Source organism: Bombilactobacillus sp. ESL1202 (assembly GCF_058107125.1).
On sequence record NZ_CM176590.1, the window covers coordinates 1,043,487 to 1,070,374 of the forward strand.

Sequence of the window (26,888 nt, forward strand, 5' to 3'; positions counted from 1 at the left end):
TAATAACTGCGATGAAATAAATCAGTAAAACTGTCGGAAAGGATTTTATTATGCGCACAGAACCAGTAGAATTAACCAATATGGTTTTAATTGTTAATCCAGACAACCAAAAGATTTTAGTTGAATATCGACGTGATCCTAATTGGCCGGGAATTGCTTTTCCTGGTGGTCATGTTCAACCACATGAAAGTCTAACTTATGCCGCTCAACGCGAAATTCAAGAAGAAACCGGTTTGCTTGTCACCAATCTTGAGCTCTGTGGCATTAAACAATATCCCTTAACCCCCCAGGGACGCTTTTTATGCTTTTTATATCGTACTCAAAGTTTTAGTGGTAATCTCCAGTCCTCAATTGAAGGTCCCGTTTTTTGGATGAATCCCAAAGATTTCCCGGGAAATAATCAATTGGCCAGTGGTATGGAAGATGTTTTCAGCGTTATGACTAGTAACTTTAATGAAGTCTTATATCAAGGTGATCAAACTTATTTCTTTTAAAAAGCTGAGCTAAGCAGACAAATAATCTTATTTTTCCTTATTTAAAAGAACCTGCATTCATTATTAATTGGCTTCATATTGTCCGCAGCGATTAACCTAACTCTAGCTTCGTATTAAAAAATTTCCAGTAGATTCCACTTGTTTATAATCACTTTTAAGCTTTACTGTCGTAGCGTTCTAATGAGCAGTAAAAATAAAAAGTTTACTAAATAAATAATTAGCCAATACTACTAAAATATTGTCTATTAATTTAACCCAGAAAGCATTTTGATGCATGCAACTAATTCCAATTACCATAATTGCCAAGTCTAGACCCAAACTCAAGATTCTAAAAAAGAAAAAAGATATTAATTCTTGGCGAACTGCCTTTTTAGTAGTTTGATGAGAATCAAATACATATAATTTATTAGTCACGTAAGCAAAGATCACTGACAAAAACCAAGCAATCACATTGGCAACTTGGTAGTCAACCATCTGCCACCAAGTGTATAAGCAATTAAAAACGACCAAATTAATTAAGGTCGTTAATCCTCCAAAAAACAAATAACTGATAACATGACCATATTGAGTCATTAAATGGTGCCAGTATTTCATTCAACTACTCCTACTTTAAATTTTAATTTGTGATTTTTTTAATTATCAACTTCAATTACTGGATCTGGAACATCACCACCAAAACTACGTATCTGATTAATTAAATCAATTAACTTTTGCTTTTGTGCTTCCTTATCCTTATCATCAGCTTGATAAGCAGCTTTCGTTCGACTTAATTGTGCTTGATATTGCGGCATTAACTTATTAATCTGCGCTTTTTTCTTAGCTGCACGTTGCTTTTCAATTCGATTTTTCTGCGCTTCAAACTTTGCCAAACGACCATTGTCACGCTTAGCTTCTAGCTGAGCTTGTTGCCAATTCAACTTTCGCTGCAACTGCATGATTTGCTGATTAAACTTCGTTTTGGCCGACATTCGTTTAACATTCTCATTTTGATAACGTAATTTTTGCAATTTGGTCAGTTTTTGATCGTACTGACTCAATTTATCAAATGCTAAATTTTGATAGTCGGCTAAAGATTTTTGAACGGTTTTCTCACGCTGTAATTCTTGCTTTTTAGTTAGATGATAGATCAAGCGGTAATCCAAGTTGGCTAACCTTTTTTTATTAGCATTAATTTCTGCACTATTAAAGGCTAAATAATTAGCCTGAATTACCTGTTCAATACTTTTCTTAGCCACAGCATGGCGAACATATAAATTATCCCCCATTCTCCTAATCGTATTCGGAACGGCAAAATCTTTTTTAGGTTCCTTTAAAGTTTTAACTAAATACTCGCCTTCGGCTTTAAAAGTCTTAATCGGTAGTTCTTCTTGTGCCTCACTTAAAGGTCGTTGATGATCAAAACCGGTCCAATTGGCGATTGTAAAGTACGGTGTCATGCCCACAAAATAACTATCTAAATTTTTATCAGTCGTCCCAGTTTTGCCGGCCACATAAGGATAGTTACTCAAGGCCGCCTTTTTACCCAAACCATTATTCACAACACTTTGCATTGCGTTAAGCATCATATAACTAGCATCAGCCGAATAAACATTCACGGGCACGTGTGGATTTTCATAGAGCAACCGTGAGTGATTAGTGTCGTAAATACTACGTAAATTATTCGGAGCTACAAAATCCCCTTTTCGCGCAAAAGAACTGTAAGCCGCCGCCATTTCGGTCGTTGTTACGCCCTTAGTAAACCCACCAACGGCTAAGATAGCATTTTTATCTGCTGGATATAATCCTTGAAATTGCATCTTGCCTAAATCCTGATAAAAACTTTGGTCTTTATCACCTAAAGCTAACTTAAAAGCTACAGTATTAATTGAGTCAGCCAGAGCATCTCGTAAAGTGACACTTCCACGATAACCGCTATACCAGTTATTAACATTTCCTACGGGACCATCGACCACTTTAGATTGTGGTGCATAACCTCGTTCAAAAGCTGGCGCATAAGCAATTAGTGGCTTAGCCGTCGAACCAGGCTGACGGTAAGCATCTGCAGCCCGATTAAATTGATCATGATCAGTTGTTCTTCCCCCCACAATCGCTAAGACATCACCAGTTTTATTGTCAATAATACTACTGGCAACTTGCGGTGTTAATTTACCATCTTGATCGCGCTGCTGGTATTGAGCAAATTGTTGCTGGACTATTTGTACAATTTGTTGTTGTAATTTTTGATCAATTGTTGTTTTAACAATATATCCACCATTTAGTAATTCACCATAATATTTATCATAGGTCTGTGAATATTGATTTTTATAATTATTTTTAGCTTGATCATTATCAAACAAATATTGCATTTGAAAACCATGAATCGACATTAACTGTTGCACTGCTGTTTTGACAGCATAATTGAGAGCATAATCTTTAGAAATATCATTATCATACTTAAAATTATGAATTTTGAGTTGCAATGATTGATGCGCATAATACTGATAACTCTTTTTCGAAATCATTTTTTGTTGATACCAACTATATAAAACTGTATTGCGCCGATTAATAGCCAATTTAGGATGTAAAATTGGGTCATATAAAACTTGATTATTAGGAATTCCCACTAATAAAGCAGCCTGCCCCCAGGTTAGTTGCGCTTGATTTTTGGAAAAATAATATTGAGCAGCACTGCCAATACCATAACAGCCATGTCCTAAATAAACATCATTTAAATAAAATTCCAAAATTTGTTGCTTAGAAAATTTACGTTCCAAAGACTGCGCAATCACCATTTCTTTGATCTTACGATCAAAATTTTGTGTTTGATCTTTTAAAATAACATTTTTCACTAATTGCTGGGTTAAAGTTGAGCCCCCTTGCACCTGATGACGCAAAGCTAAAGACATAATTCCTCGAAAAATCCCAGTCAAATCAACACCATGGTGTTGATAAAAACGGCGATCCTCAACCGCCACAACCCCTTTTTTTAAACGTGAATTAATCTGCCGTTGCGAAACATACGTCGATTGACTATGAGTTAACTTCTTCATTACTTGATTATGTCGATCTTTGATGACTGTTGGTTGTTTAGGATAAAATGTCTTAGCCGTGATTTCATCACTAATCAAATAACCAGCTGTAATATCTTTTTGAAGTTCCTGCCAATACTTTTGGCCAACATGCCAACCCACAATTAAGACTAGCAGTAAAATAATCAGTGTTAAATATTTTATTATCTTTTTGATTGGGTGATTACAAACATTTTGCCACCAATGCCTCAAAAAATTTTTCATATTATCTCCTAATCAGCGTACGTATAACACTGTGTCGGTGCTTAAAACCGCCATCAAATTATGCAAGTCACTAGTGCTGAGTGTCAAAGTATTATTCAAACTAATTGCTGAACTGGCAATAAATCCAATTTGATTCTGATTTTCAATCAAAATTGAAGTTTTTAAGGCTAAATTATTTTTCAACCAAAAAATTGTTTCAGCCTGATTAAAATCACTAATATCATTATCTGGATTATGCAGATCGGTCGCATCTTCCAAATAACGACCAAATGAACTACTAGAATTGTCCGTGACAATTCCAGCAGTCGTTGCCGGATCACTAATTAAATGTTCGATTGTGTATTTACCTACCGCCAAAGAATGATTAACTGCCGCAAAACTAGGCATTTTCGGTAAATACTTAGACCCATTCTTTTGCAATAAGGTTAAAGTTTGATTGGCATTAGAATAAAATAAAACTAATTGAGAATTAACATCTGCTTGTTGTAAATTATTACTAAATTGATCTAATTGTTTAGCATCATTGATAATAACAACATTTGCCGGACGATAGTCTTGAGTTAAGGGCGCGTTCTTCAAAGCTACCAATTGTGCCTGTTGTTCTTTTAATTGAGCTTGACTTTGGTGCTTTTGATCTGATTTAAATTTAGTTAATACCTGTTTTACTTTCGGCTGCCAATACTTTTTCAAGCTACGATTCTTAATTAGTTTATAATAAGTATTAATCGTTGAGGCTTGTGTCAAGGTCAATGAGGACTGTGCTTTTTGATTAGTTAAATTTTTCGTTAAATAATTTTTAGCATCCATTGTTTGATCATACCAAATTCTTATCGTATCAATTCGATTTTTTTCTGCTTGGTAGACTGTTTGATTTTTTTCCTGTAATAATTTTTTATCTGTTAAATTTAATTTTTTAGTTGTTACGCGATTCGCATAATACTTACCATCATAATATAGTTTAATTTGATGACTAACAGCTTGTCGTCTAGCAAACAACCGTTGTAAACGATGTAACTTTTGCTGCGTCTGATCATGTAGTATTATGCTTCCCATCGAGGTCTTTACTAAAAAATTAAGTGAATTTAAATGTTTGGTATTAACTTTCGTAACCAATATTAGATGTTGTTGATCCTGATATTGATCATCAATCCATTTTTGCGTAGTAACATTAAAGTAACCACTGATGGCACTTAGACTAAATATCAGCAGTCCCAAACCTATTATTAATGTGCTTATTTTCTTCGATAGCCATATTAGTACTTGCTTATTAATCTTCATAGAGAATAATCTTTCTTAAGATAATATATAATGAGGTGCACTTTTGAAACAAATATTGAAAAAAAAAGGTTGTTTAATCTCTTTAATTCTCGGTTTTATCTTACTAGTTACTATTTATTATAACCGGAAAATATTAATTACTTCTACTAGTTCTTGGTTGTCTAGCCAGACAATTCCTTTTCAATTGGTAGTTAATCCCCAAACTGTTAATCAAAGCAAGCAACCACAGAGTATAAATCTTAACGAGGTCACTAATCCAGCCTATCAGAAAGAATTAAAAAATACTGATTATATTGTAAGTCTATTTAATCAACAAAAACAAACTTGTGGCTTTTTATCCTCTAAGCAAAATCAGCAATTGAAAACTTGGGTTCAGGCTAAGCCTCATCAATACCTTTATAGTGTAACCCCATTAACAATTGGTAAAAATCATCAGGGCTCCTATCTAATAGTTAGTGTTAATCGTCATGATGATACCCTAAAAATCAAAAGCTATCGTTATCAAGTATTTTATCAGCAACATCATATCAAAAAAGCACATTATCTCGGTCAATTTAGCAGTCAAAAGCCGCCCAAATTTATTAATTGGACCCAACAAATTGGTATTTCTGGTCTCTCAAAAGCACCTAATTTTCTTGATAAAATTAATTCCACAATGCTTAATGCTGGTATCGTTACTAAACCATCAACACCGCTTAAACAGTACCAACAATTAGCTAATAATATTGGCTTGAGTTCCGCCAGTGCTGCTGGACTGCAGCACTTCATTAATCGTGGCGGTGCCGATCAAAAAAATAGTGCCATTACCGCCTATGAATTTAGTGATGTTCCACGTGAAACAAGATTTTATCTCACGCAATTTTATAATCATCATCACTATTACTACACTCTGATTTTTAATCGTAATCAAAATAACTTTACTGATTTTATCAGTGGTTACCAGAGTGTGGCTTCAAATAAATAATTTTAATTGTTTCACATGAAACAATTAATTATATTAAAAAAGTTCTTCAAACTAAAAGAACGAACTACTTTTAGTTTAAAGAACTTTTTAGTTTCACTAATTATTTCCAAATATCTTTTAAAACAATTGTTTCATCACGATTGGGTCCGACAGAAACACTAACTAACTGTAAGCCAGTTAATTCTTTAATTCTTTGCAGATAGTTTTGTGCCGCTTGCGGCCAAGTACTCATATCTGTCTGTCCGCGAAGATCTTGGGACCAACCAGGTAATTCTTCATATACTGGCTGACATTGTTCAACTTGTTTCAAACTAGCGGGATACTCATCAATAATTGAGCCATCAGATAATTGATAACCTGTGCAAATTTTAATTTTTTCTAAGCCACTCAAAACATCAATACAATTCAAAGCCAAATCAGTTACCCCAGCAACGCGTTTGGCATGACGTAAAACAACCGTGTCCAACCAACCAATTCTACGCGGCCGCTTGGTTACGACACCATACTCATGACCGGCATCCCGAATAAATTGACCAGTTTGATCAGTTAATTCCGTAGGAAAAGGACCGTCACCTACTCTTGATGTATAAGCTTTTGCCACACCAACAATATGTTGAATTTTAGTTGGACCCACACCAATTCCGGCCGTATAACCACCTACTGGATTTGAAGACGTTACATATGGATAAGTGCCATGATCAATATCTAACATGATACCTTGGGCACCTTCAAATAAAACATTTTCACCTTGTTCTAAATGCTCATTTAAAATTTTAGAAGTATCGACTACATATTGTTTTAATTGTTGTCCATATTGATAATATGGTTCAAAAATATCGTCAAAGTTTAAAGCTTCACCACCGTACACTTTAACAAATTCTTGATTCTTCAAATCTAAATTTTGTCGTAATTTATTTGCAAAGGTATCTTTTTCTAGCAAGTCAATCATGCGAATACCAACTCGCGCAGCCTTATCCATATAAGCGGGGCCAATTCCTCGATTGGTGGTGCCAATCTTTTGATCGCCCTTACTCTTTTCCTGGAGTTCATCCATCCGAATATGATAGGGCAAAATAATTTGTGCCCGATTGGAGATATAAAAGTTATCGAAACTGACATTTTGCTGTTTAAGATTGGTAATTTCCGAAATTAAAGATTTCGGATTAATTACTACGCCATTACCAATCATGGTTAATTTGTCTGAATATAAGATTCCTGAAGGAACCAATCGCATTTTATAAGCGACTTGGTCAACTTCAACTGTATGGCCAGCATTATCACCACCTTGATAACGAGCAATAATTTGACTACCATGACCCAAGAAATCAGTTATTTTACCTTTTCCTTCGTCGCCCCACTGCATTCCAACTACTACAACACCTGTCATCATCAGTCATCCCTTTTTAATCTAAATTAAATCCACTAACATTTTAGCAATTACGAACATTACTAGCAATAGTTAATCTATTAATTCGTTTTTAGTGAAAAAGGTATTCAAATATCCCCAGGTAATTGCCGCTAATTTTTGATAACTCAGATTTTTGCGTAAAGTTCGAGTCTCTGGTAAATCGTCAAAGACAGCCAAGGTCAGGCTATCACTTTTCACATCTTGACAATATGCTAATTGATCTAATATTTCGTCTGCCTCACGAAACCGAACCATATTACGTTGCCGAACCAAACGCTGTAACGTTACTTCCACAAAGTCAGTGCCAAAATCCCATTGATCATCCAAAACCGGCTGAACATAAGTCATATTACGTTGTTGATATTTCCAATAACACCGTAGCATTGATAAATAATCAGAATTAGGTGATACAAAATCAATATCATTTAAATTAAGCATAGCATAGCCGCCAAAACAGCCGAGATTATCTAGTAATTTTAATACCAAAAATTGGTGATTTAATTGCATCACATGCCCAGAAAAGAAAACATCCTGACTTTTAGAACAATAAACTAATATCAAGCGCTGCTGTTCTTGGTATTCTTGCAGAATTGGAAAAATATCCGAATTATTTTTGATCAAAATCGAAGGCGTATGCTGTAATTCTGCTTGATGAAAAAAATTGGTGGCCATTTGTAACTGTGCACCCACAAATTCCAAGACCACTATTTGTTCCAAATCCACCGGGAAATCGCGCCCCGTCTTTGAAAAATTAAAAGAATCCAAGAGTTTAAAATCCAAGCGCGACTGTTGAAAATCAGCTAATTGTACTTGAAAATAGCGATTCGAACCGGTCTTCACTATTAATATGGCTTGTTCTTGTTGTTGTAAAAATTCTAATAACTGCACAATTAGATTATCAGATTGAAAGTCAGGTACTGGAGTTTCTGTAGACCACTGTAAATGATTGACAGCGGTTAAATCAATGCGCTTTCTTAAACGTTCTAAGTCCATACCTTGACTAGTAAGGTCAGCAATTCCGCTAATTTTCAGCAGAACATAACCATCTAACAAACCATAATCATTATAGGTGTGAATAATAACCCATTTATTATCTAAGGCTTTAACATAACCAGTATAAATATCGCCTGTTTGACGAATAAAAATATCGACTATTTGCTGCTTAGCTTGGGCTTGTTTCAATTGTTGCACTTTATTCATTAGATTTATCCCTCTGTTAATGGTGAAATTGCGGCAAATTTGTTATACGATTTTACAAATAATAACTTAACTGTTCCCCGAGGACCTGAACGATTTTTGCCAATGATTACTTCAACTTCTCCTGCGTTCGTTTCATCACTAGGATCAGCACCAGTGGTATCATCTTCTCCTGATTCATCGTTGTAATAGTCATCGCGATATAAAAATGCTACCACATCAGCATCTTGTTCAATGGAACCGGATTCACGAATATCAGACAAAACCGGTCGCTTATCTTGACGCTGTTCAACTCCCCGTGACAATTGTGATAATGCAATCACAGGAACATGTAATTCTTTGGCCAACTTTTTTAATTGCCGCGAAATGGTGGAAACTTCCTGTTGGCGATTTTCTTGACCAGTTCCTTCAATTAATTGTAAATAATCAATAATAATTAAACCGATATTTCCCGTCTCTTTTACCAAGCGTCGACATTTGGCACGAATTTCGGCCATTTTAACGCCCGGAGTATCATCAATATAAATATCAGTTTTCGACAAAATACCCATGGCAACAATTAGATTTTGCCATTCATCATCATTCAAACTTCCTGTTCGTAAATGATTGGCATCAATACTGCCTTGCGCACATAATAAGCGACTCGCTAACTGATCAGCGCCCATTTCCAAACTGAAAATGGCTACTGTTTGTTGACTATGAACCGCAACATTTTCGGCAACATTCAACGCAAAAGCCGTTTTTCCGACTCCTGGTCTAGCTGCCAAAATGGTTAATTCATCTGGATGTAAACCAGCGGTCATACTATCAAGTTCACTATAACCTGTAGCTAATCCAGTAATTTGTGAGTCTTCTTGAGCTAACTGATCAATATTTTCAATAGTCTCATTGAGCACATCAGCTAATTTTTTAAAACCGTTACTATTTTGATTCTCACCAACTTCCATGATTGAACGTTCGGCTTCATCGACAATATTAGCCACATCATCAGCTTGGTCATCAAAACTCTTGGCAACAATATCGGTGGCTGTATTGATTAACTGACGTAATAACGCTTTATCAGCGACAATCTTAGCGTAATAACTAATATTAGCAGCTGTTGGCACTGTCGTCGCTAAATCAGCCAAATAATTGGTACCACCAATATCGCTTAACTGATTTTTGGCTTCCAAACTGTTTTTGACAGTGACCACATCAATCGCTTGATCTGCTTCATTTAATTCCAACATCACCGCAAAAATTAATTGGTGTGCGTGATAATAAAATGACTCAGCAGTTAAGCTCTCAGCAGCGTCAACAATTTTTTCAGGACGTAATAAAATTGATCCTAAGACTGATTGTTCAGCTTCTTTATTATTCGGTGGAATTCGTTGCATTGCAGTATCATTCATTAATGAACCTCGCATCTATCTCTAATTTTAACATTTTACAACAGGATAATATACTTCGCAATGAACCCAATTATTTTATAAAATATAAAATTAATTAAAATTTTTCGTAAAAAAATTCCTTTTAACCGGTATCTTACTAACAAAAGATACAAGTCAAAAGAAATTAATTTATAACTATTTATTCAATATTTTACAAATGCATCATTTGAGCAAATAGTGGCACAGCAATATTATCAACAATACCGATAATAACTACTGAAACGGCGGCCATCGCTCCTTGAACGGAACCAAGTTTTAAAGCAAAGGCTGAACCAACAGTATGTCCGGCAGTACCCATACCTAAACCAGCACCGATTGGGTCGCTTTCCAATCTGAACCATTTTACTAACCATTTACCTAAAGCATAAATGATTACGGCGTTCAAAATACATGCCATCGCAGTAACAGCAGCATTACCACCAATACCTGTTGACAATGGTAAAGCAATTGCAGTTGTGGCTGATTGACTCATCATCGAAGCTGTTCCGACCCGACTGAGTCCCAAAAGCTTAGAAATACCTAAAATGACAAATAGAGAAATAAATGTACCAATTAACAAACTTAGTAAAATAACCAACCAATTCTTCTTAAAAACATCATTACGTTTATAAAGTGGAATGGCAAAAGCAATAGTTGCTGGTGTTAAGAACCAGAAGATTAAATCCCCACCGGGCTTATAGAATTTAGTATAAGCAGCCGCAGTGGTCATGCCCATGCTCTTACCTAACAAAACTAATAGGCAAATTCCCAAAACCATTGCGACAAACAACGGCTGAAACAGGAAAAAGCCATTCGTTAAATTAAATAAGTACTGCCCAATTTCAAAAACTCCCAATGAAAGTAAGATACCAAATAAGGGATTCGATAATAATCCTGCCATCATTTGTTCTCTCCTCCTACTTGTTCTTGTACATCTGTATCAGTATGTTTAATTTTTTTACTGATAAATAATAACAATCTTGTTGTATATGCAGTTACTACCAATAAAACAATGGTTGATAAAATAATTACAATAACTAATTGAATACCTTCATTTTCCATAATATTCAAATTAGCGGCCAACGAAATTCCCGATGGTACAAACAAAAAGGCAATTAAGCCAATCATGGCACTACCAAAGGAGTCAACCCACTCTAATTTGATAATATGGAAAGTCAATAACAAATATAACAAAATCAAACCGATAACTGGAGTCGGCACAGGGAATGATTTAGGCATCATATTAGAAATCCACTGCGATACAAACAAAATTGCTGCATAAATTAACATTTGAATCAATAAGGGGGCGGATTTTGGTTCTTTATCTTCTGATTTCATCTTTACATCACCTATTCTTAAAAATGTATTATTGCATTTGTATTACCCAATATTTGTTAATTGATCACTCCCTTTAAATTTAATCAATGACAAATTTGATCAGTTAGTGATAAAACTCCCTACCTATGGTTTATAACGTTTTCATCAATTTGTCAAGTGTTTCACAAGACCATTATTTCACAATCGTAAGCCTTTACATTTTTAAGGAGTTAAAAAACCAGAATTCACAAGATTCTAGTTTTCTTTAAATTATTTTTCAATCACATGCACGCGAATTTTAGCCTCAATGCCAGGATACAATTTAACTGGAACGTTAGTATATCCTAAAACTTTAATAGGCTCTGCCAATTCAATTTTACGTTTATCTAATTCAATTTGATATTGCTTGGCTAATGCTTGCGCAATTTGTTTGCTGGGAATTGAACCAAATAAACGACCGTCACTACCAGCTTTGGATTCTAATTCCACCACCGTCTCGTCTTTTTCTAAAACCGTCTTAATCATTTGTGCGCTAGCTTTTTCTTCGTCTTTTTCACGTTGAGCAGCTAATTGTTGTCCCTTCAGTTCGCTAATAGCTTTGGCCGTGGCTACTTTCGCCTTATTATTTTTGATCAAAAAATTACGAGCATAACCATCAGCAACATCTTTAACTTCTCCACGCTTGCCTTTGCCTCGAACATCTTGTGTAAAAATTACGCGCATATTTAATCCTCCTATGTTGGGTTAACCTCTTTAGGTTTATCTTCCACTTTTTGTTGAATAATTGCAATCAATTCTTTTTGGGTTTGGGCAATAGTTTGATCACTTAATTGGGTTGCTGCATTAGATAAATGTCCACCACCACCCATTTCTTCCATGATGACTTGTACATTAAAATCACCTAAACTCCGCGCAGAAATAGCAATTTTATTATCAGCCCGCTTTGTAATCACAAAGGAAGCATCAATATTGGCTAAAGTTAATAAAGTGTCTGCTGCTTGAGCAGCAATTACGGGATCATAAACTTGCTCTTCCTCGCCACTACAAACGGCAATTTTGGATGTCACCATTTGCACTGTATCAATCAAATGATTGCGTTGAACATAAGATGCAACACTTTCTTTTAACAAGTTTTGCATCTTGGTACCATCAGCACCAACGGAGCGCAAATAACTGGCAGCATCAAATGTTCTAGTTCCTGAACGTAGAGTAAAAGAATGTGTGTCAACAAAAATCCCTGCTAACATGGCAGTGGCTTCAATTTTAGACAATGATTGTTTATTTTGGGGCTGATACTCAATCATTTCGGTCACTAACTCACTGGCTGAAGAAGCATAAGGCTCAATATAAGCCAATAACGGATTTTCTGGAAATTCTTCGCCCCGACGATGATGGTCAATTACCACCGTTCTTTGGGCTAATTTAGTATATAATTCGGGACTCATCGCCCGTGAAGGTTTTGATAAATCGACCATAATTAACATACTGTTACTACTTGATTGTTCCAACGCCTGTTGCGGTGTCAAAATATCATCTTTTAAAACTGCATCTTGATCAATCCATGCTAACAAACGTTTAACATCACTATGTGCACCAGTTGCATCAATAACTATTTTACAAGATTTATCATTCATTTGCGCTATGCGATGAATTCCTAAGCAAGCCCCAATGGAGTCCATATCTGGTTGTTGATGTCCCATCACATAAACGGTATCTACTTGATTAAATAATTCTCGTAAAGCCTGGCTAATCATTCGCGCTCGGACCCGCGTTCTTTTTTCCATTGGATTCGTATTGCCACCATAAAAACGCGCTTGATCGTCTGCTTTACGAACAACTGCCTGGTCGCCACCGCGCCCCAATGCCAAGTCAATATTTTTTTGAGCATCTTGGGCTAACTGCGCCAAATCATCTTTGCCATAAGCAAAGCCGATACTTAAAGTTAAAGGGACGTTTTGCTGGGAAGTAGTTTTACGAATTTGATCCAAAATAACAAAACTGTTAGCTTCTAATTTCTTCAAAGAACTGACATAACCAACTACAATAAAACGATCACTGGCTACTCGTTTTAAATACATCGCATTTTGATTAGCCCAATCAGTTAATTGATTAGTAACATAACTATTTAAATCTGAACGATCACGATCAGCCATTGCTTGGACTAATTCATCATAGTTATCTAAAAAAACCTGGCCAATCGCAATTTTTTCATCTTCATATTGCTGTTTCATTACCATATATTTCGTAACATCTAAGAAATAAATGACTCGTAAATTTGACTGGACAAAAGTTTTGAACTTCTTATCGCCAATTGTAATTAAGATCGACTCCTGCTTTGTCTGTTCATTTTTTTCAACTAATTGAATTAATGAATTATTGATCTGACTTAGACCCCGTCCTAATAAATCTTTATCGGGAAAATAACGTTGTAAATTAGGATTAATCCATTCAATTGTATGCTGCTTATCAGCATCGTATAAGAGCATTCCAATTGGAATGTTAATTAAAGCTTCTTGCTTACCTCGATTTTCGCGAAAAGACAAATCATATAAATACTTATTGGTCTGAACAACAAAATTCCGTAATAAATAAGAACCAATAGCAACGATTAATGTCAACATGATAAAAACTAAAAGTCCCATTATTGGGCTAATGCCAAAAATCAAACTAACTAAAGCTAATGCCAAAATTACTAACGCAATTAAACCCAAACGTAATGGCTGACTAATAGCCAATAAATTTTTCTTAGCTACTCTACTTTTTTTCATAATACCCTCTTGTAACTAAAATTTAGCTATATTTTACCATATTCCTAATCATTAAAAAAAAGCCTGACTTAAGCCAGACTTTTCATAAAGTATTGATTATGATAGTTTAATCTTCAGCAACAAATGGTAATAATCCCATTACTCGTGCCCGCTTAATTGCAATTGTCAAACGACGCTGATTCTTTGCACTAGTACCGGTAACACGACGAGGCAAAATTTTACCCCGTTCAGAAATAAAACGTTTGAGTAAATCAGTATCTTTATAATCAATATATTCAATATGGTTAGCGGCAATAAAGTCAACCTTCCGGCGACGACGGCCACCACGACGTTGTTGTGCCATGTTGAACGCTCCTTTCAATTTTCAATTATTTTAAAACGGTAGATCATCATCTGAAATATCAATTGACTGCGTATTATCTGCGAACGGATCTTCATCCAATGACTGTGTAGAATTGGAATTCTGATTAACGTTCGAAGATTTATTAAAATTATTATTCGAGTTATTCGATCCAGAAGCGAAATTGTTCGCAGCTGATTGATTTTGATTACCATTATTATGGTTAGCAGACTTCGGTTCTAAAAGTGCAAAGTTTTCGACAACTACTTCAGTCACATAAACCCGTTGTCCCTGTTGATTTTCATAATTGCGTGTTTGAATCCGCCCATCAATTCCCACTAACGAACCTTTATGCGTAAAATTAGCAAAATTTTCCGCTGATTTTCGCCAAATCACACAATTGATAAAATCAGCATCACGTTCACCACTGGAATTCACAAATTGACGATTGACAGCTACTGTAAAAGTAGCAACTGCGGTGCCGTTTGCGGTATAGCGCAAATCGGGATCACGGGTCAAACGTCCAACTAATACACTGCGATTAATCATGCTTCTGTCTCCTTTTTAACTTTTCAAATAGATTAATCTTCGCGCTTGATAATCATATGACGTAAGATGTTGTCATCAATTTTAGATAAACGGTCAAATTCATTAACTGCTGCTTGGTCTTGAGCATTGACGTTAACGATATGATAAGTGCCTTCGTTATAACCACCAATTTCGTAAGCCAAACGCCGTTTTTGCCAATCCTTAGAATCTAACACATCTGCACCGTTATCTTTGAGAATCTTATCAAAGCGGTCGATCAAGGCCTTCTTATCTTCTTCAGAAATATCCGGTTTGATGATATAAGTGATTTCATAATGTGTTTGAGCCATTATTTTTACCTCCTTATGGACTAATGGAGAATAACTAACTTATTCTCAAGGAGCATTAACTGTTTTAAAGTCTAATACTCACAGATTATTATTCTAACATTATCATCCACAAAATACTACTAAAAAAGTTTTTAGCGTTAAAAGCCTTCCACTTTTAGATTACGCTAAAAACTTTGATAATTTTTAATCTTCCGTCTGATCTTCTTCATGATTTTCTTGTTCATCAGCAGCTGATACTTCTTCTGGTTCGGCGTCAACTTTAGTCATTGTGGAAACCAGTGCTCCATGATCCAACTTAATTAAGCGGACGCCTAAGGTTGCACGACTAGTTTTAGATACCGCACTAACAGCAAAGCGAATCATCACTCCTTGGTTGGTGACAACCATAATATCTTCATCATCACCTTGCACCGTCGTAATTCCTGCTAGTGGCCCATTCTTCTCCGTCACATTGGAAGTCTTAATGCCTTTACCACCACGGCCTTTAATCGGATATTGCGCAGCAGGAGTTTTTTTGCCATAACCATTTTGCGAAATGACTAAAACATCACTTTGCTCGGTTAAAATAGCAGAACCAACAACAAAATCTTGCTCACGTAGCCGAATTCCGCGCACTCCAGCTGCTGTTCGACCCATCATGCGGACATCAGTTTCTTTAAAGCTCACAGCATAGCCTAAATGAGTACCAATTAAAATATTATTTTGTCCATTAGTCAACATTACGTTATCTAAAGAATCACCATCTTTTAAGGTAATCGCCCGTAAGCCATTTTTTCGAATATTTTGAAATTCATCTAGGGCAGTGCGCTTTACGGTTCCATTTTTAGTGACAAAGAAGAGACAATTATTTGCTTTCGGTAAATCTTTTTGCAAATGAACGACTGTTTGAATTTGTTCACCATTATCAATGCCTAACAAATTAATAATCGGAATCCCCTTGGCACTACGACCGTATTCAGGAATTTCGTAAGCCTTGGAACGATAAATTTTACCGGCATCGGTAAAGAATAACAAAATGTCATGTGTCGAAGTATAGATTAATTGCTCAATAAAGTCATCGTCGTTAACACCCATGCCTTTGATTCCGCGGCCACCTCGATTTTGCACCTTAAATTCATCAGCTGGCAAGCGTTTAATATAGCCATTATGAGTTAAGACAATTAAAACATTTTCTTCTTCAATTAAATCTTCGTCTTCAATACTTAAGACTTCACCAACCAACAATTCCGTCCGGCGCTTATCACCATATTTGCTTTGAATTTCTAATAATTCTTGATAAATAATTTCATCGATTCGTTCCGGTTTTTGCAAAATATCTTGATAATCAGCAATTTTAGTCATCAAATCTTGATATTCATTTTCAATTTTATCGCGTTCTAATCCAGTTAGCCGAACCAAACGCATATCTAAAATGGCCTGTGCTTGCTTATCAGATAATTCAAAACGCGTAATTAATGTACTCTTAGCAATTTCAGCGGTTTTTGACCCCCGAATGACTTCAATAACAGCATCAATATGATCTAAAGCAATCCGCAAACCATCTAAAATATGTGCGCGATTTTGGGCTTTCTTTAATTCAAATTGGGTCCGGCGCCGAATGACTTGCTCTTGATGTTTTAAGTAGTATTGTAAAATTTCCTTCAATGATAAGACTTGAGGCGCACCCTTTACAATGGCCACCATGTTAAAACCAAACGATGTCTGCAAAGCTGTCATTTTATATAAATTATTTAAGACTACATTAGCACTCATATCCCTTCTGATATCAATAGTTACTCGCATACCAGTCCGGTCAGATTCATCAATTAAGTTCGTAATTCCTTCAATTCGATGATCCCGCGCCAATTCAGCAATTCGTTCAATGAGCTTAGCCTTGTTAACCATGTAAGGTAATTCCGTAACAACTAAGCGTTCACGTCCGTTCTTCAAGGTCTCAATATCGACCTTAGCGCGCAAAATAATATTGCCATGCCCGGTTTCATAAGCATGCCGAATCCCTGACTTACCCATGACAACGCCACCAGTTGGAAAATCAGGTCCTGGAATAGCCTGCATTAATTCCGCTGTCGTAACATCAGGATTTTTCATCAACATATGAATCCCATTAATAACTTCGGTTAAGTTATGCGGCGGGATATTGGTCGTCATTCCGACCGCAATCCCAGTTGCACCATTAACTAATAAGTTGGGAAAACGCGCCGGTAACACAACCGGTTCACGTTCAGTTCCATCATAATTTTCTTGAAAATCAATCGTATCTTTATTGATATCACGCAACATTTCCGTCGCAATTTTACTCATTTTAGCTTCGGTGTACCGCATTGCCGCCGCGGAATCCCCGTCGACGGAACCAAAATTTCCGTGACCATCAACTAATAAATAACGATAGCTAAATTTCTGAGCCATCCGCACCATTGACTCATAGATCGCTGAATCTCCGTGAGGATGGTATTTTCCCATTACATCGCCGACAATCCGCGCTGATTTTTTATATGGTTTATCCGGTGTAACCCCTAATTCGTTCATACCATATAAAATTCTGCGATGAACTGGTTTTAAACCATCACGAACATCTGGTAACGCTCGCGCAACAATGACACTCATTGCGTAATCTAAAAATGAACTACGCATTGTTTTAGACAAATCAACCGTTTGAATCCGACGATCATCAGTTTCTGCCATGCATTATCAGCTCCTTCAATTAAAAATCTAACTCAGCATATTGAGCATTTTGTTCAATAAATTCCCGCCGAGGTTCTACTTTGTTACCCATGAGCATTGAAAATACTCGATCAGCATCGGCAGCATCCGAACTAGCAACGCGATCTAACCGGCGATTTTCTGGATTCATTGTTGTATCCCATAATTGGTCAGCATCCATCTCACCTAAACCTTTATAGCGTTGAATTACTGGTTTCGGACTGGGTTGTAAGGTAACCATGAAATCTTTGAGTTCCTCATCAGAGTCAATATAACGCGCCATTTTTCCTTGCCGCACTTGATATAGTGGTGGCTTAGCAATATAGACATAACCTGCTTCTAAAACCGGACGCATATAACGATACAATAACGTCAATAATAACGTCCGAATATGAGCGCCATCAACATCCGCATCGGTCATAATAATTAATTTATGATAACGCGCTTTAGAAACATCAAAATCATTGCCAAAACCAGTTCCCATAGCCGTAAATAACGTCCGAATTTCGTCATTAGCTAAAATTCGGTCCATAGAGGCCTTTTCCACATTCAAAATTTTGCCACGAATTGGCAAGATAGCTTGTGTTAAACGAGAACGTCCTTCTTTAGCGGAACCACCAGCCGAATCACCCTCGACGATAAATAATTCTGAAATTTCTGGATCTTTACTAGTATTATCTGCTAGTTTTCCTGGTAAATTACTGATCTCTAAACCTGATTTTTTACGGGTCACTTCCCGGGCGCGTTTTGCTGCGACCCGAGCTCTGGAGGCTAACATGCCCTTATCAAGAATCTTACGGGCTTGCGCTGGATGTTCCAATAAAAACTTATTAAAATGATCAGCAAAGGTCCGATCGGTAACTGTTCTGGCATCAGAATTGCCTAATTTAGTTTTGGTCTGACCCTCAAATTGGGGATCAGGATGTTTGATACTAACGACTGCCGTCATTCCTTCGCGAACATCATCACCGGATAATTTTTCATTTTCCTTGAGCAAATTATTGCGATGCCCATAATCGTTAATCACTCGCGTTAAAGCGGCTTTAAACCCAGATTCGTGAGTTCCCCCTTCGTAAGTGTGAATATTATTAGCAAAAGTCATCAAATTAGAATGGTAATCATCAGTATATTGTAAAGCTACTTCAACTGTAATTCCGTCTTGGACACCTTCAACGTAGATTGGTTCATCAAAAATAACGTCTTTATTTTCGTTTAAATATTCAACATAACTCTTGATCCCACCAACATAACAAAACTCTAATTTTTCCGCAGTTTCTTGACGTTTATCAGTAAAATTAATCTTCAATCCCTTATTTAAAAACGCCAATTCCCGAATTCTTGTTACTAGCGTATGGTCATCATAAACCGTCGTTTCCGTAAAAATATCCGGATCAGGCGCAAAATGAACCTTGGTTCCGTGAGCATGTTCATCATTCGGGCCTAAAACTTTCATCGGTGTTTTAACTTTTCCCCGTTCAAAATCCATATAATAGCGTTGACCATTACGATGAACTTCGACATCTAAGTGTGTACTTAACGCATTAACAACTGAAGCGCCCACACCATGTAAACCACCGGAAACTTTGTAACCGCCGCCACCAAATTTACCACCAGCGTGCAAAACATTAAAAACTGTTTCTAAAGCCGGTTTACCCGTTTTTTCTTGAATATCTACGGGAATTCCCCGACCATCATCAGTGACAGTAATACTATTATCTGGTTCAACTTCAACATTTATTTCTGTCGCAAAACCAGCTAAGGCTTCATCAATCCCGTTATCAATAATTTCCCAAACTAGATGATGTAAACCTTGCACACTAGTTGAACCAATATACATTCCTGGCCGCTTGCGAACCGCTTCTAATCCAGATAAAACTTGAATTTGACTAGCGTCATATTCCTTAGCTCGTTGCGCTAAACTTTCTTGATCTTTGTTATCTTGATCACTCATATTATCCCTCCAGCCTTAATTTTAAATACTTTCGGATGTTTAATTTCTTTTAAATTAACACCCTGGAGACTCGTTGTTGTAATAAAAGTTTGAATCCGATCCTGAATAGTTTTCAGTAGCTGTGTTTGCCTAAACTGATCCAATTCTGATAAAACATCATCCAGTAATAAAATTGGATATTCAGCCACGACTTGATGAAACAACTCAATTTCAGCTAATTTTAAACTTAAGACCGCACTACGTTGCTGACCTTGGGACCCAAATTTTTGCACATCATTATCATTGATTAAAAACTGAAAATCATCATGATGCGGCCCCATAGTCGTAGAGCCAACTTGAAGATCTCTTGTTTGTGACTGCTTAAATTGCTTCAAGAGTGCTTGATATAACTGGTCAGGATCTTTAATTTGATCCACACCGCTAGGCAGATACTTTAATTGTAATTGCTCTTGCTCTTGTGTAATTCGCCGATGAATTGGCACTAGAAATTCCTGCAGCTGTTGTAAGAATTTAGCCCGCGTATAAATTAACTCTGCACCGAACCCCGCTAATTGATCCGAAATAACTTCTAAATAGACTAGATCGTGAGCCTTCTTAGCCCGTAACTGCTTTAAATAAAGATTACGTTGTTTTAAAACTTGACGATATTTACTACTGTTTTTTAGATAAGCGGCATCTATTTGTCCAATTTCCATATCTAAAAAACGTCTTCGATTACCTGGAGATCCTTTCACTAACTTTAAATCTTCGGGAGCAAATAAAATAATATTCAACTGGCCAACATATTGTGATAGCCGCTTTTGCTCTAAATGATTTAAACTGGCTTTTTTACCGGCAGAGCTCAAGATTAAATCCAGTGTTAAGCGACCACTATTTTTTTGAACGATAGCGTGTAACTTGCTAAAATCACAGCCCCAACGAATTAATTCTTGATTATTATTTGTTCGATGTGAACGAACCAAAGCTAATACTGAGATAGCTTCCAGTAAATTAGTCTTTCCCTGCGCATTTTGACCAATAAAAATATTTAAATGTGGATCAAAGTCTAATTGTATTTGTTGATAATTTCGAAAATTATTAAGTTTTAACTGGGTTAATTCCATTAGACAATGTTTAGTTGTGAGCCATCAATTAGCTTAATTTGATCACCAACGCGCAATTTTTTGCCACGACGATTTTCTAATTCTTGATTGACCCAGACTTGATTTTCTTGAAGATACCATTTTGCTTGACCACCAGTGGCAATCACACCCGCTTCTTTTAAAGCTTGCGTCAAAGTGATATATTCGCCAGTTAATTTAATGTCCATTGATACTGTTCACATCCTTATAAACAAGAAACTTTCGTTATTAATTATAACGCTTTTTAACATTAGTAGCAATTTTAAGCGATATCAGCTAATTAATTAGTTTTAGACTAAAATGACTAAAATTGTCTTAAAATTAATAATAAGTAAAATCAGCGATTTAAAAAATAAAATTTGAGTGATTACCACACAGTTTGAAACATTTTTTATCTTATAAATCAAAAATCCCAGTTATCTTTTTTTGAGATAGCTGGGATTTTATGAGCTAAAATTTAATTAAACGTCCGCACTGGTGTTATCAATTGAATAAAACTATGATCATCATTTAACGGTTTTAGTGTAAAAGGATGTAAAGCGACGGTAAATTCTAATTTGATTTTAGTGTCACCGAAAGCTTGGAGGGCTTCCTTGAGATAATCTGGATTAAATGAAATAGCTAAGTCTTCACCAGTAACTTGATCAAATTGGACATTTTCTTCTACAGTTCCCACCTCAGGCGAATTACCATAAATGGTTATTTGTTTAGTGTCAACTTTAATTTCTAAGCGGACAACATTATTGCGACTAGCATGAGATAACAAGGAAGCCCGTTCAACGGAAGCTAGTAACGATTTAGCTTCCATTTCAATTTGCGTTGTTGAAGATTCTGGAATTAAGCGATCAGTTCTGGGATAGTTGCCATCCAATAAACGTGAATAAAAAAGGGTATTAGAAAATTTAAATAAAACTTGATTTTCTGAAATTGATAAATTGATTTCAGAACTACTATCATCAATGGAACGTTCTAATTCCTTTAAACTTCTTGCCGGCAAAACTAAATCGTAATCGTTCGCGTTAGGATTATTAATTTGAACAATTCTTTGAGCTAACCGGTGACTGTCAGTTGCAACAGCTAAGAGCTGCTCTTGTTGAACAATTAAATGCAGGCCGGTTAAAATTGGACGATTTTCTTCTTTAGAAGCAGAAAAAACCGTTTCATCAATTACTTGTTTTAAAATTTCTGCTGGAATAATTAATTGATCGGAACTAGAAACTTCTGGTAAATGGGGATAATTATTAGCATCTAAACCATTAATTTTAAATTCAGAACTGCCAGATGTAATTTGAACTTGTAAGTGATCAAGAACTTCTAGTGAGAATTGATCATTAGGTAATTTTTTAATGATGTCACTAAAAAAACGAGCTGGTAAAACAATCGAACCGGTTGATTCAATTGTTAATTCGTTATCAGCTTTTTTTTGATCAATAAAGGTTTGAACCGAGATATCCACATCACTACCCGTGACTGTCAAACCTTCTTCGGTTAATTCTAATTTTATACCGGTCAAGATCGGAATAGTGGTTTTAGTTGAAATTGCTCGCTGCACATTGGCAATTTGGTGATTGAATTGGGTACGATTAATTGTAAATTTCATGGGGAAACTCCTTTATTAATTAATAAAATCTTAGTAGTAATAGTAGTAGGGCTTGTTGATTCTGTGGATTAGTTGGTAAAAGTAAAAGTTAATCAACTTTGTCCTGTGAATAAATTGCGTAAAACTTTTGTGGAAAAGTTTGAGTTTTTATTTTTTTATCCACATGTTAATTTTTGAGACTGGCTTTGAGATTAGTTAAGTCATGTTGAATATTTAAATCTGATTCTAATAATTTAGCAATTTTTTCGCACGAATGAATGACAGTAGTATGATCTTTTCCCCCAAATTCCTGACCAATTTTGGGTAATGAGCTATCTGTTAATTCGCGGGCTAAATACATAGCAACTTGTCTGGGAACGACGATGCCTTTATTGCGGCGTTTACCTTTTAAATCTTCAACTGTAACTTTATAGTATTTAGCTACTTGCGTTTGGATTTTACTAATGGTCAGTCCAACTTGATGCTTGGAATCTTTTAAATCTTTGAGCGCTTCTGCTGCCAGACTAATATCAATGTCGGCATTATTAATAGTTGAGTAAGCTTGAACACGAACTAAAGCTCCCTCTAATTCGCGGACGTTACTATCAATTTGACTGGCAATATAAGATAGAGCATCATCTGGAATTTCTAAGTTTTCCGCAATTGCTTTTTTGCGCAGGATAGCGGTTCTAGTTTCTAGATCTGGTGCAGTAATATCCACAGATAACCCCCATTTGAAACGTGATACTAAGCGTTCTTGTAATTTTGGAATTTCATTCGGTAAACGATCAGAAGTGAGAACAATTTGTTTTTTAGTGTTATATAAAGTATTGAACGTATGGAAAAATTCTTCTTGCGTTCCTTCTTTGTCTGCAAAAAATTGAATGTCATCGACTAATAATAAATCAACGGTACGATATTCATTCCGAAATTGTTCTTGAGTCCGGTTTTGAATGGAATTAATGAAGTCATTGGCAAAAGATTCACTAGAAATATATTTAACATTTGCACTAGGATCACGATCTAATAACTGATGGCCAATCGCTTGCATCAAATGAGTCTTACCTAAACCGACACCACCATAAATAAAAAGTGGATTATACATTGTTCCCGGTTCTTCAGAAACAACCAGTGCAGCGGCGTGTGCCATTTGATTACCGCCTCCAGTAACAAAAGATTCAAAGGTATATTTACTATTTAAATGAGCATTTTGAATGGGAGACTGTTTTGGTTGTGAAGGATTTTTATGATCGGTACTAGGATTTGTTATTTGTTGAGCTTTTTTGACATCAGCTTCTAATAAAACAACCGGCACGATTTCTTGATTGCTGTATTCATAAGCGGCTTCAACCACTTTAGTACTAATATTTCTTTCCCAATATTCCTTGTGCAAAGATGAAGGGACAGAAATAAAAATTTTTTGATTTTCTAATTTTAAAGGTTTGGCGCTTTCGATCCAAGTTTGATAACTAACGGCAGCAAAATCGGATTTAAATTTTTTTTGCAAAAATTCCCAAAAAGAATCTAGTTCGCCATTTGTTATTTCAGGCACATTACTCCTCCAGCAAAAATATAATAAGAATAGAACTGCATTATTTTAGCATTTTTTATAAAAGTTTTCCACAAGTGGATATTTAAAATCAACTTATTCTCGTAAAATAAATTAAAAAAATTACCGGTTGTGGAAAAAAAAGAAAAAAGTCAGATGTTTTATTTTTCCACAAGCAAGTAACGCAGAATTTGATTAGGATGACCTGTGTCAACCAAACAAAATCCACAACTGTGGAAAAGCTGTGAACAATTGAGTTAATTGTTGATATATTGCTAATTGTGTTGTGGAAAAAGTTTGGAAAATTAAAATTAAGAAAGTTTTTACACTGTTTTATTAACAGGTGGAAAAATAAAAGTCATACTTTCTTAATAAAAAATAATGTTTTTTATTTTGTAAATGTGGTAAACTATTATGGTATTATCATTAGAATAGTAAACGATGAGATTAGTTATGGAGGTGTTTAAACATGACTACAAAAAGAACTTATCAACCTAAGAAACGTCATCGTCAACGTGTCCATGGTTTTATGAAACGGATGAGTACCAGTAACGGTCGTAAGGTTTTAGCACGTCGTCGTCAAAAAGGTAGAAAAGTATTATCCGCCTAGGCCACTGAAAATTCAGTGGTTTTTTTATTTATTAGACGAGGTAGATAGTTAGATTATGCGAAAAAGTTATCGGATTAAAAAAGAAAAAGATTTTCAAGCGGTTTATGATCAACATGACTCGGTGGCTAATCGGGCATTTGTGTTATATCAAATCAAAAAACCACAACAAAAACATTTTCGAGTGGGTTTGTCAGTTAGTAAGAAAATTGCGCATACGGCAGTGTTGCGCAATCAAATGAAACGATACTTACGGCAGTCATTATTAGAATTAAAGCCACAGTTACCGGCAGAAATTGACTTTTTGATTATTGCTCGTCGTCCTGCGACTAAATTAAATATGGCGGAAACAAAAAAAAATCTGATACATCTTCTAAAATTAGGTAAAATATTATAGAAATATTATTTAAAGGGAAGTTGCTATGCTGAAAAAAAATAAACATCGTTGGCTGTTACTTGTTGCGCTTTTAATGTTTGTCTTGGTAGTAAGTGGATGTTCCAATATTAATGTTCCCATTACTAAAAATAGTAGTGGCTTTTGGAACCATTACGTGCTTTATCAATGCTCAAGATTTATTTTGTGGCTGGCTAATTTAGTTGGTAATAATTATGGTTGGGCGATTGTAATTTTCACAATTATTATTCGAGTGATTTTATTACCACTTAACTGGTGGCAAACACGTAGTATGAAAAAACAAATGGATATTCAACCGCAAATGAAAGCTTTGCAGGATAAATATTCAGCTAAAGATATGGAAACTCAACAAAAGTTGCAGGCAGAAACTAAAAAGTTATATGCTGAAGCAGGCGTCAATCCATTGATTGGTTGTTTACCATTAATCATTCAATTGCCGGTGATGTGGGCTTTATACCAAGCAATTTATCGAACCACGCAGTTACGTAATGGAAGCTTTTTGTGGATGGCTTTAGGCAAGCCGGATCCTATTTATGTATTACCAATTTTAGCGGCTGTCTTTACCTTTTTAAGTACTTGGATTGCTAATTTATCACAGCCTGATCAACCGCAGTCAACAAAAATGATGATGTGGTTTATGCCGATTGTGGTCTTGATTCCAGCAATTAGTTTTCCATCAGCAATTTCTGTTTATTGGGTAGTTTCCAATGCTTTTCAAGTTTTACAAACTTTATTATTACAAAATCCGTTTAAATATCGTCGTGAGCAGGAAGCTAAAGCTCAACAGGAACGACAACGCCAAAAAGCGTTGCGTAAAGCACGTAAAAAAGCATATAAAAAACATAAGTAATTATGATGTTGGAGGAGTTCAGTTGTAAACATGGCAGAGTTTAAGGGATCGACAATTCAAAAAGCCATTGATGAAGGTTTAAAACAATTACAAGTTCAGCGAGAACAAGTTTCAGTCGATGTAATCAGCGAGGGACGTTCAGGATTTTTTGGAATTGGTAGAAAACCAGCAATTGTTGAATTAAAGCCGATTGAGAATATTCAAAATTTAGTAGAATCTAATCAAACAGCGCAAAATAAAATTCAACAAATTCAGACCTATTTAGATCAGATATTACAAGCGATGGGTTTTTCTAAAGCAGTCGAATATGTTAAAAATGTTGATTGTTTGAAATTCAATATTAAAGTGGCCGAACCGTTACAAGCTAAAATTATTGGTAAGCATGGTAAAAATATCAATGCTTTACAAACGATTGTGCAGGAATTTGCTTATTATTTGGATTTTCGCGATCAACCGGTACTTTTAGATGTTGGTGACTATCGTAAACGGCGACAAGAATCTTTAATTGCCTTATCGGCCTTTAAAGCTGAGCAAGTGTCCGCAACCAATAAACCAGTTTATTTAGATGCTATGCCAGCAATTGAGCGCAAAATTATTTATCAAAATCTTGAGTCAAATGAAAAAGTTTTTGTGCGTACCCAGGGGCGGGGATTGGATAAATATTTAGTAATTCGTCCAGTACGTGAGCAGTAATTTTTGACAAGAACAAAAATTACTATTATATTAACCATAATACTGTCTGTGACTGGGGCAATAAGCTGAGCTAATTCGGTCGAGTTTTCAACAAATAT

General features: G+C 35.7%; 25 protein-coding genes. 6 read left to right on the plus strand and 19 right to left on the minus strand.

Features of this window, described 5'->3' with window-relative positions:
• Window positions 1-50: 50 nt before the first annotated feature.
• Window positions 51-494, plus strand: coding sequence for an 8-oxo-dGTP diphosphatase (locus tag AC3B7A_RS04615; protein WP_489754968.1), 444 nt, complete (start codon window positions 51-53; stop codon window positions 492-494).
• Window positions 495-671: 177 nt separating this feature from the next.
• On the opposite strand, the gene AC3B7A_RS04620 is transcribed toward AC3B7A_RS04615, so the two are convergent.
• From AC3B7A_RS04620 to AC3B7A_RS04630, 3 genes are read right to left on the minus strand one after another with little or no spacing between them, the layout of a single operon-like run.
• Window positions 672-1,088 carry a GtrA family protein gene (locus AC3B7A_RS04620; protein WP_489754969.1) on the minus strand — a complete coding sequence of 139 codons (417 nt, stop codon included), beginning with the start codon at window positions 1,086-1,088 and terminating at the stop codon, window positions 672-674.
• 38 nt (window positions 1,089-1,126) lie between these two features.
• Window positions 1,127-3,766, minus strand: coding sequence for a transglycosylase domain-containing protein (locus tag AC3B7A_RS04625; RefSeq protein ID WP_489754970.1), 2,640 nt, complete (start codon window positions 3,764-3,766; stop codon window positions 1,127-1,129).
• Window positions 3,767-3,778: 12 nt separating this feature from the next.
• The gene (locus AC3B7A_RS04630) at window positions 3,779-4,981 is read right to left on the minus strand and encodes a hypothetical protein (protein WP_489754971.1); all 1,203 of its coding nucleotides are present in this window, start codon (window positions 4,979-4,981) and stop codon (window positions 3,779-3,781) included.
• Window positions 4,982-5,087: 106 nt separating this feature from the next.
• Here AC3B7A_RS04630 and AC3B7A_RS04635 point away from each other — a divergent pair, with 106 nt between their 5' ends.
• Window positions 5,088-6,008: a hypothetical protein gene (locus tag AC3B7A_RS04635; protein ID WP_489754972.1), complete on the plus strand. Its 921-nt coding sequence runs from the start codon at window positions 5,088-5,090 to the stop codon at window positions 6,006-6,008.
• A 100-nt stretch (window positions 6,009-6,108) separates the two neighbouring features.
• Here the strand turns inward: AC3B7A_RS04635 and AC3B7A_RS04640 are convergent, their stop codons facing one another.
• The 16 genes from AC3B7A_RS04640 to dnaA form a co-directional block, all read right to left on the minus strand.
• Window positions 6,109-7,395 (minus strand): adenylosuccinate synthase, encoded by a 1,287-nt coding sequence (locus AC3B7A_RS04640; protein ID WP_489754973.1) that lies wholly within the window; start codon window positions 7,393-7,395, stop codon window positions 6,109-6,111.
• Between the two features lie 72 nt (window positions 7,396-7,467).
• Window positions 7,468-8,616 carry a hypothetical protein gene (locus AC3B7A_RS04645; RefSeq protein ID WP_489754974.1) on the minus strand — a complete coding sequence of 383 codons (1,149 nt, stop codon included), beginning with the start codon at window positions 8,614-8,616 and terminating at the stop codon, window positions 7,468-7,470.
• A gap of 5 nt (window positions 8,617-8,621) precedes the next feature.
• Complete coding sequence (gene dnaB / locus AC3B7A_RS04650) at window positions 8,622-10,004, minus strand: replicative DNA helicase (RefSeq protein WP_489754975.1); 1,383 nt, start codon at window positions 10,002-10,004, stop codon at window positions 8,622-8,624.
• A 190-nt stretch (window positions 10,005-10,194) separates the two neighbouring features.
• Entirely contained in the window at window positions 10,195-10,923 is a 729-nt protein-coding gene (locus AC3B7A_RS04655) for an LrgB family protein (RefSeq protein ID WP_489756546.1), read from the minus strand.
• Window positions 10,923-11,360 carry a CidA/LrgA family protein gene (locus AC3B7A_RS04660; protein ID WP_489754976.1) on the minus strand — a complete coding sequence of 146 codons (438 nt, stop codon included), beginning with the start codon at window positions 11,358-11,360 and terminating at the stop codon, window positions 10,923-10,925. The genes AC3B7A_RS04655 and AC3B7A_RS04660 overlap by 1 nt, the downstream gene beginning before the upstream one ends.
• 249 nt (window positions 11,361-11,609) lie before the next feature.
• The gene (rplI, locus tag AC3B7A_RS04665; RefSeq protein ID WP_489754977.1) at window positions 11,610-12,062 is read right to left on the minus strand and encodes a 50S ribosomal protein L9; all 453 of its coding nucleotides are present in this window, start codon (window positions 12,060-12,062) and stop codon (window positions 11,610-11,612) included.
• A gap of 11 nt (window positions 12,063-12,073) precedes the next feature.
• On the minus strand, window positions 12,074-14,107 hold the full coding sequence (locus AC3B7A_RS04670; protein WP_489754978.1) for a DHH family phosphoesterase: 2,034 nt from the start codon (window positions 14,105-14,107) through the stop codon (window positions 12,074-12,076).
• 106 nt (window positions 14,108-14,213) lie between these two features.
• Window positions 14,214-14,450: a 30S ribosomal protein S18 gene (gene rpsR / locus AC3B7A_RS04675; RefSeq protein WP_489754979.1), complete on the minus strand. Its 237-nt coding sequence runs from the start codon at window positions 14,448-14,450 to the stop codon at window positions 14,214-14,216.
• A gap of 30 nt (window positions 14,451-14,480) precedes the next feature.
• Complete coding sequence (ssb, locus tag AC3B7A_RS04680; RefSeq protein WP_489754980.1) at window positions 14,481-14,996, minus strand: single-stranded DNA-binding protein; 516 nt, start codon at window positions 14,994-14,996, stop codon at window positions 14,481-14,483.
• A 32-nt stretch (window positions 14,997-15,028) separates the two neighbouring features.
• Window positions 15,029-15,325: a 30S ribosomal protein S6 gene (gene rpsF, locus AC3B7A_RS04685; protein ID WP_489754981.1), complete on the minus strand. Its 297-nt coding sequence runs from the start codon at window positions 15,323-15,325 to the stop codon at window positions 15,029-15,031.
• A gap of 183 nt (window positions 15,326-15,508) precedes the next feature.
• A complete protein-coding gene (gyrA, locus tag AC3B7A_RS04690) occupies window positions 15,509-18,007 on the minus strand; it encodes a DNA gyrase subunit A (protein ID WP_489754982.1) in 2,499 nt (832 codons plus the stop codon).
• A gap of 19 nt (window positions 18,008-18,026) precedes the next feature.
• A complete protein-coding gene (gyrB, locus tag AC3B7A_RS04695) occupies window positions 18,027-19,976 on the minus strand; it encodes a DNA topoisomerase (ATP-hydrolyzing) subunit B (RefSeq protein WP_489754983.1) in 1,950 nt (649 codons plus the stop codon).
• Window positions 19,973-21,079: a DNA replication/repair protein RecF gene (gene recF, locus AC3B7A_RS04700; RefSeq protein WP_489754984.1), complete on the minus strand. Its 1,107-nt coding sequence runs from the start codon at window positions 21,077-21,079 to the stop codon at window positions 19,973-19,975. Before recF ends, gyrB begins: the two co-directional genes overlap by 4 nt.
• The gene (gene yaaA, locus AC3B7A_RS04705) at window positions 21,079-21,285 is read right to left on the minus strand and encodes a S4 domain-containing protein YaaA (protein ID WP_489754985.1); all 207 of its coding nucleotides are present in this window, start codon (window positions 21,283-21,285) and stop codon (window positions 21,079-21,081) included. The genes recF and yaaA overlap by 1 nt, the downstream gene beginning before the upstream one ends.
• Before the next feature lie 269 nt (window positions 21,286-21,554).
• The gene (gene dnaN / locus AC3B7A_RS04710) at window positions 21,555-22,697 is read right to left on the minus strand and encodes a DNA polymerase III subunit beta (RefSeq protein WP_489754986.1); all 1,143 of its coding nucleotides are present in this window, start codon (window positions 22,695-22,697) and stop codon (window positions 21,555-21,557) included.
• 166 nt (window positions 22,698-22,863) lie between these two features.
• Window positions 22,864-24,219 (minus strand): chromosomal replication initiator protein DnaA, encoded by a 1,356-nt coding sequence (dnaA, locus tag AC3B7A_RS04715; RefSeq protein ID WP_489756547.1) that lies wholly within the window; start codon window positions 24,217-24,219, stop codon window positions 22,864-22,866.
• 475 nt (window positions 24,220-24,694) lie between these two features.
• On the opposite strand from dnaA, the gene rpmH reads away from it, so the two are divergent.
• Genes rpmH through jag form a run of 4 tightly spaced genes read left to right on the plus strand, consistent with a single transcriptional unit; the run spans window position 24,695 to window position 26,790 of the window.
• Window positions 24,695-24,835: a 50S ribosomal protein L34 gene (gene rpmH, locus AC3B7A_RS04720; protein WP_249512191.1), complete on the plus strand. Its 141-nt coding sequence runs from the start codon at window positions 24,695-24,697 to the stop codon at window positions 24,833-24,835.
• Window positions 24,836-24,890: 55 nt separating this feature from the next.
• Window positions 24,891-25,229: a ribonuclease P protein component gene (gene rnpA, locus AC3B7A_RS04725; protein WP_489754987.1), complete on the plus strand. Its 339-nt coding sequence runs from the start codon at window positions 24,891-24,893 to the stop codon at window positions 25,227-25,229.
• 25 nt (window positions 25,230-25,254) lie between these two features.
• Window positions 25,255-26,097, plus strand: a complete 843-nt coding sequence (gene yidC, locus AC3B7A_RS04730; protein WP_489754988.1) for a membrane protein insertase YidC — start codon at window positions 25,255-25,257, stop codon at window positions 26,095-26,097.
• 30 nt (window positions 26,098-26,127) lie between these two features.
• Window positions 26,128-26,790, plus strand: coding sequence for an RNA-binding cell elongation regulator Jag/EloR (gene jag / locus AC3B7A_RS04735; protein WP_489754989.1), 663 nt, complete (start codon window positions 26,128-26,130; stop codon window positions 26,788-26,790).
• The last annotated feature ends 98 nt before the right edge of the window (window positions 26,791-26,888 follow it).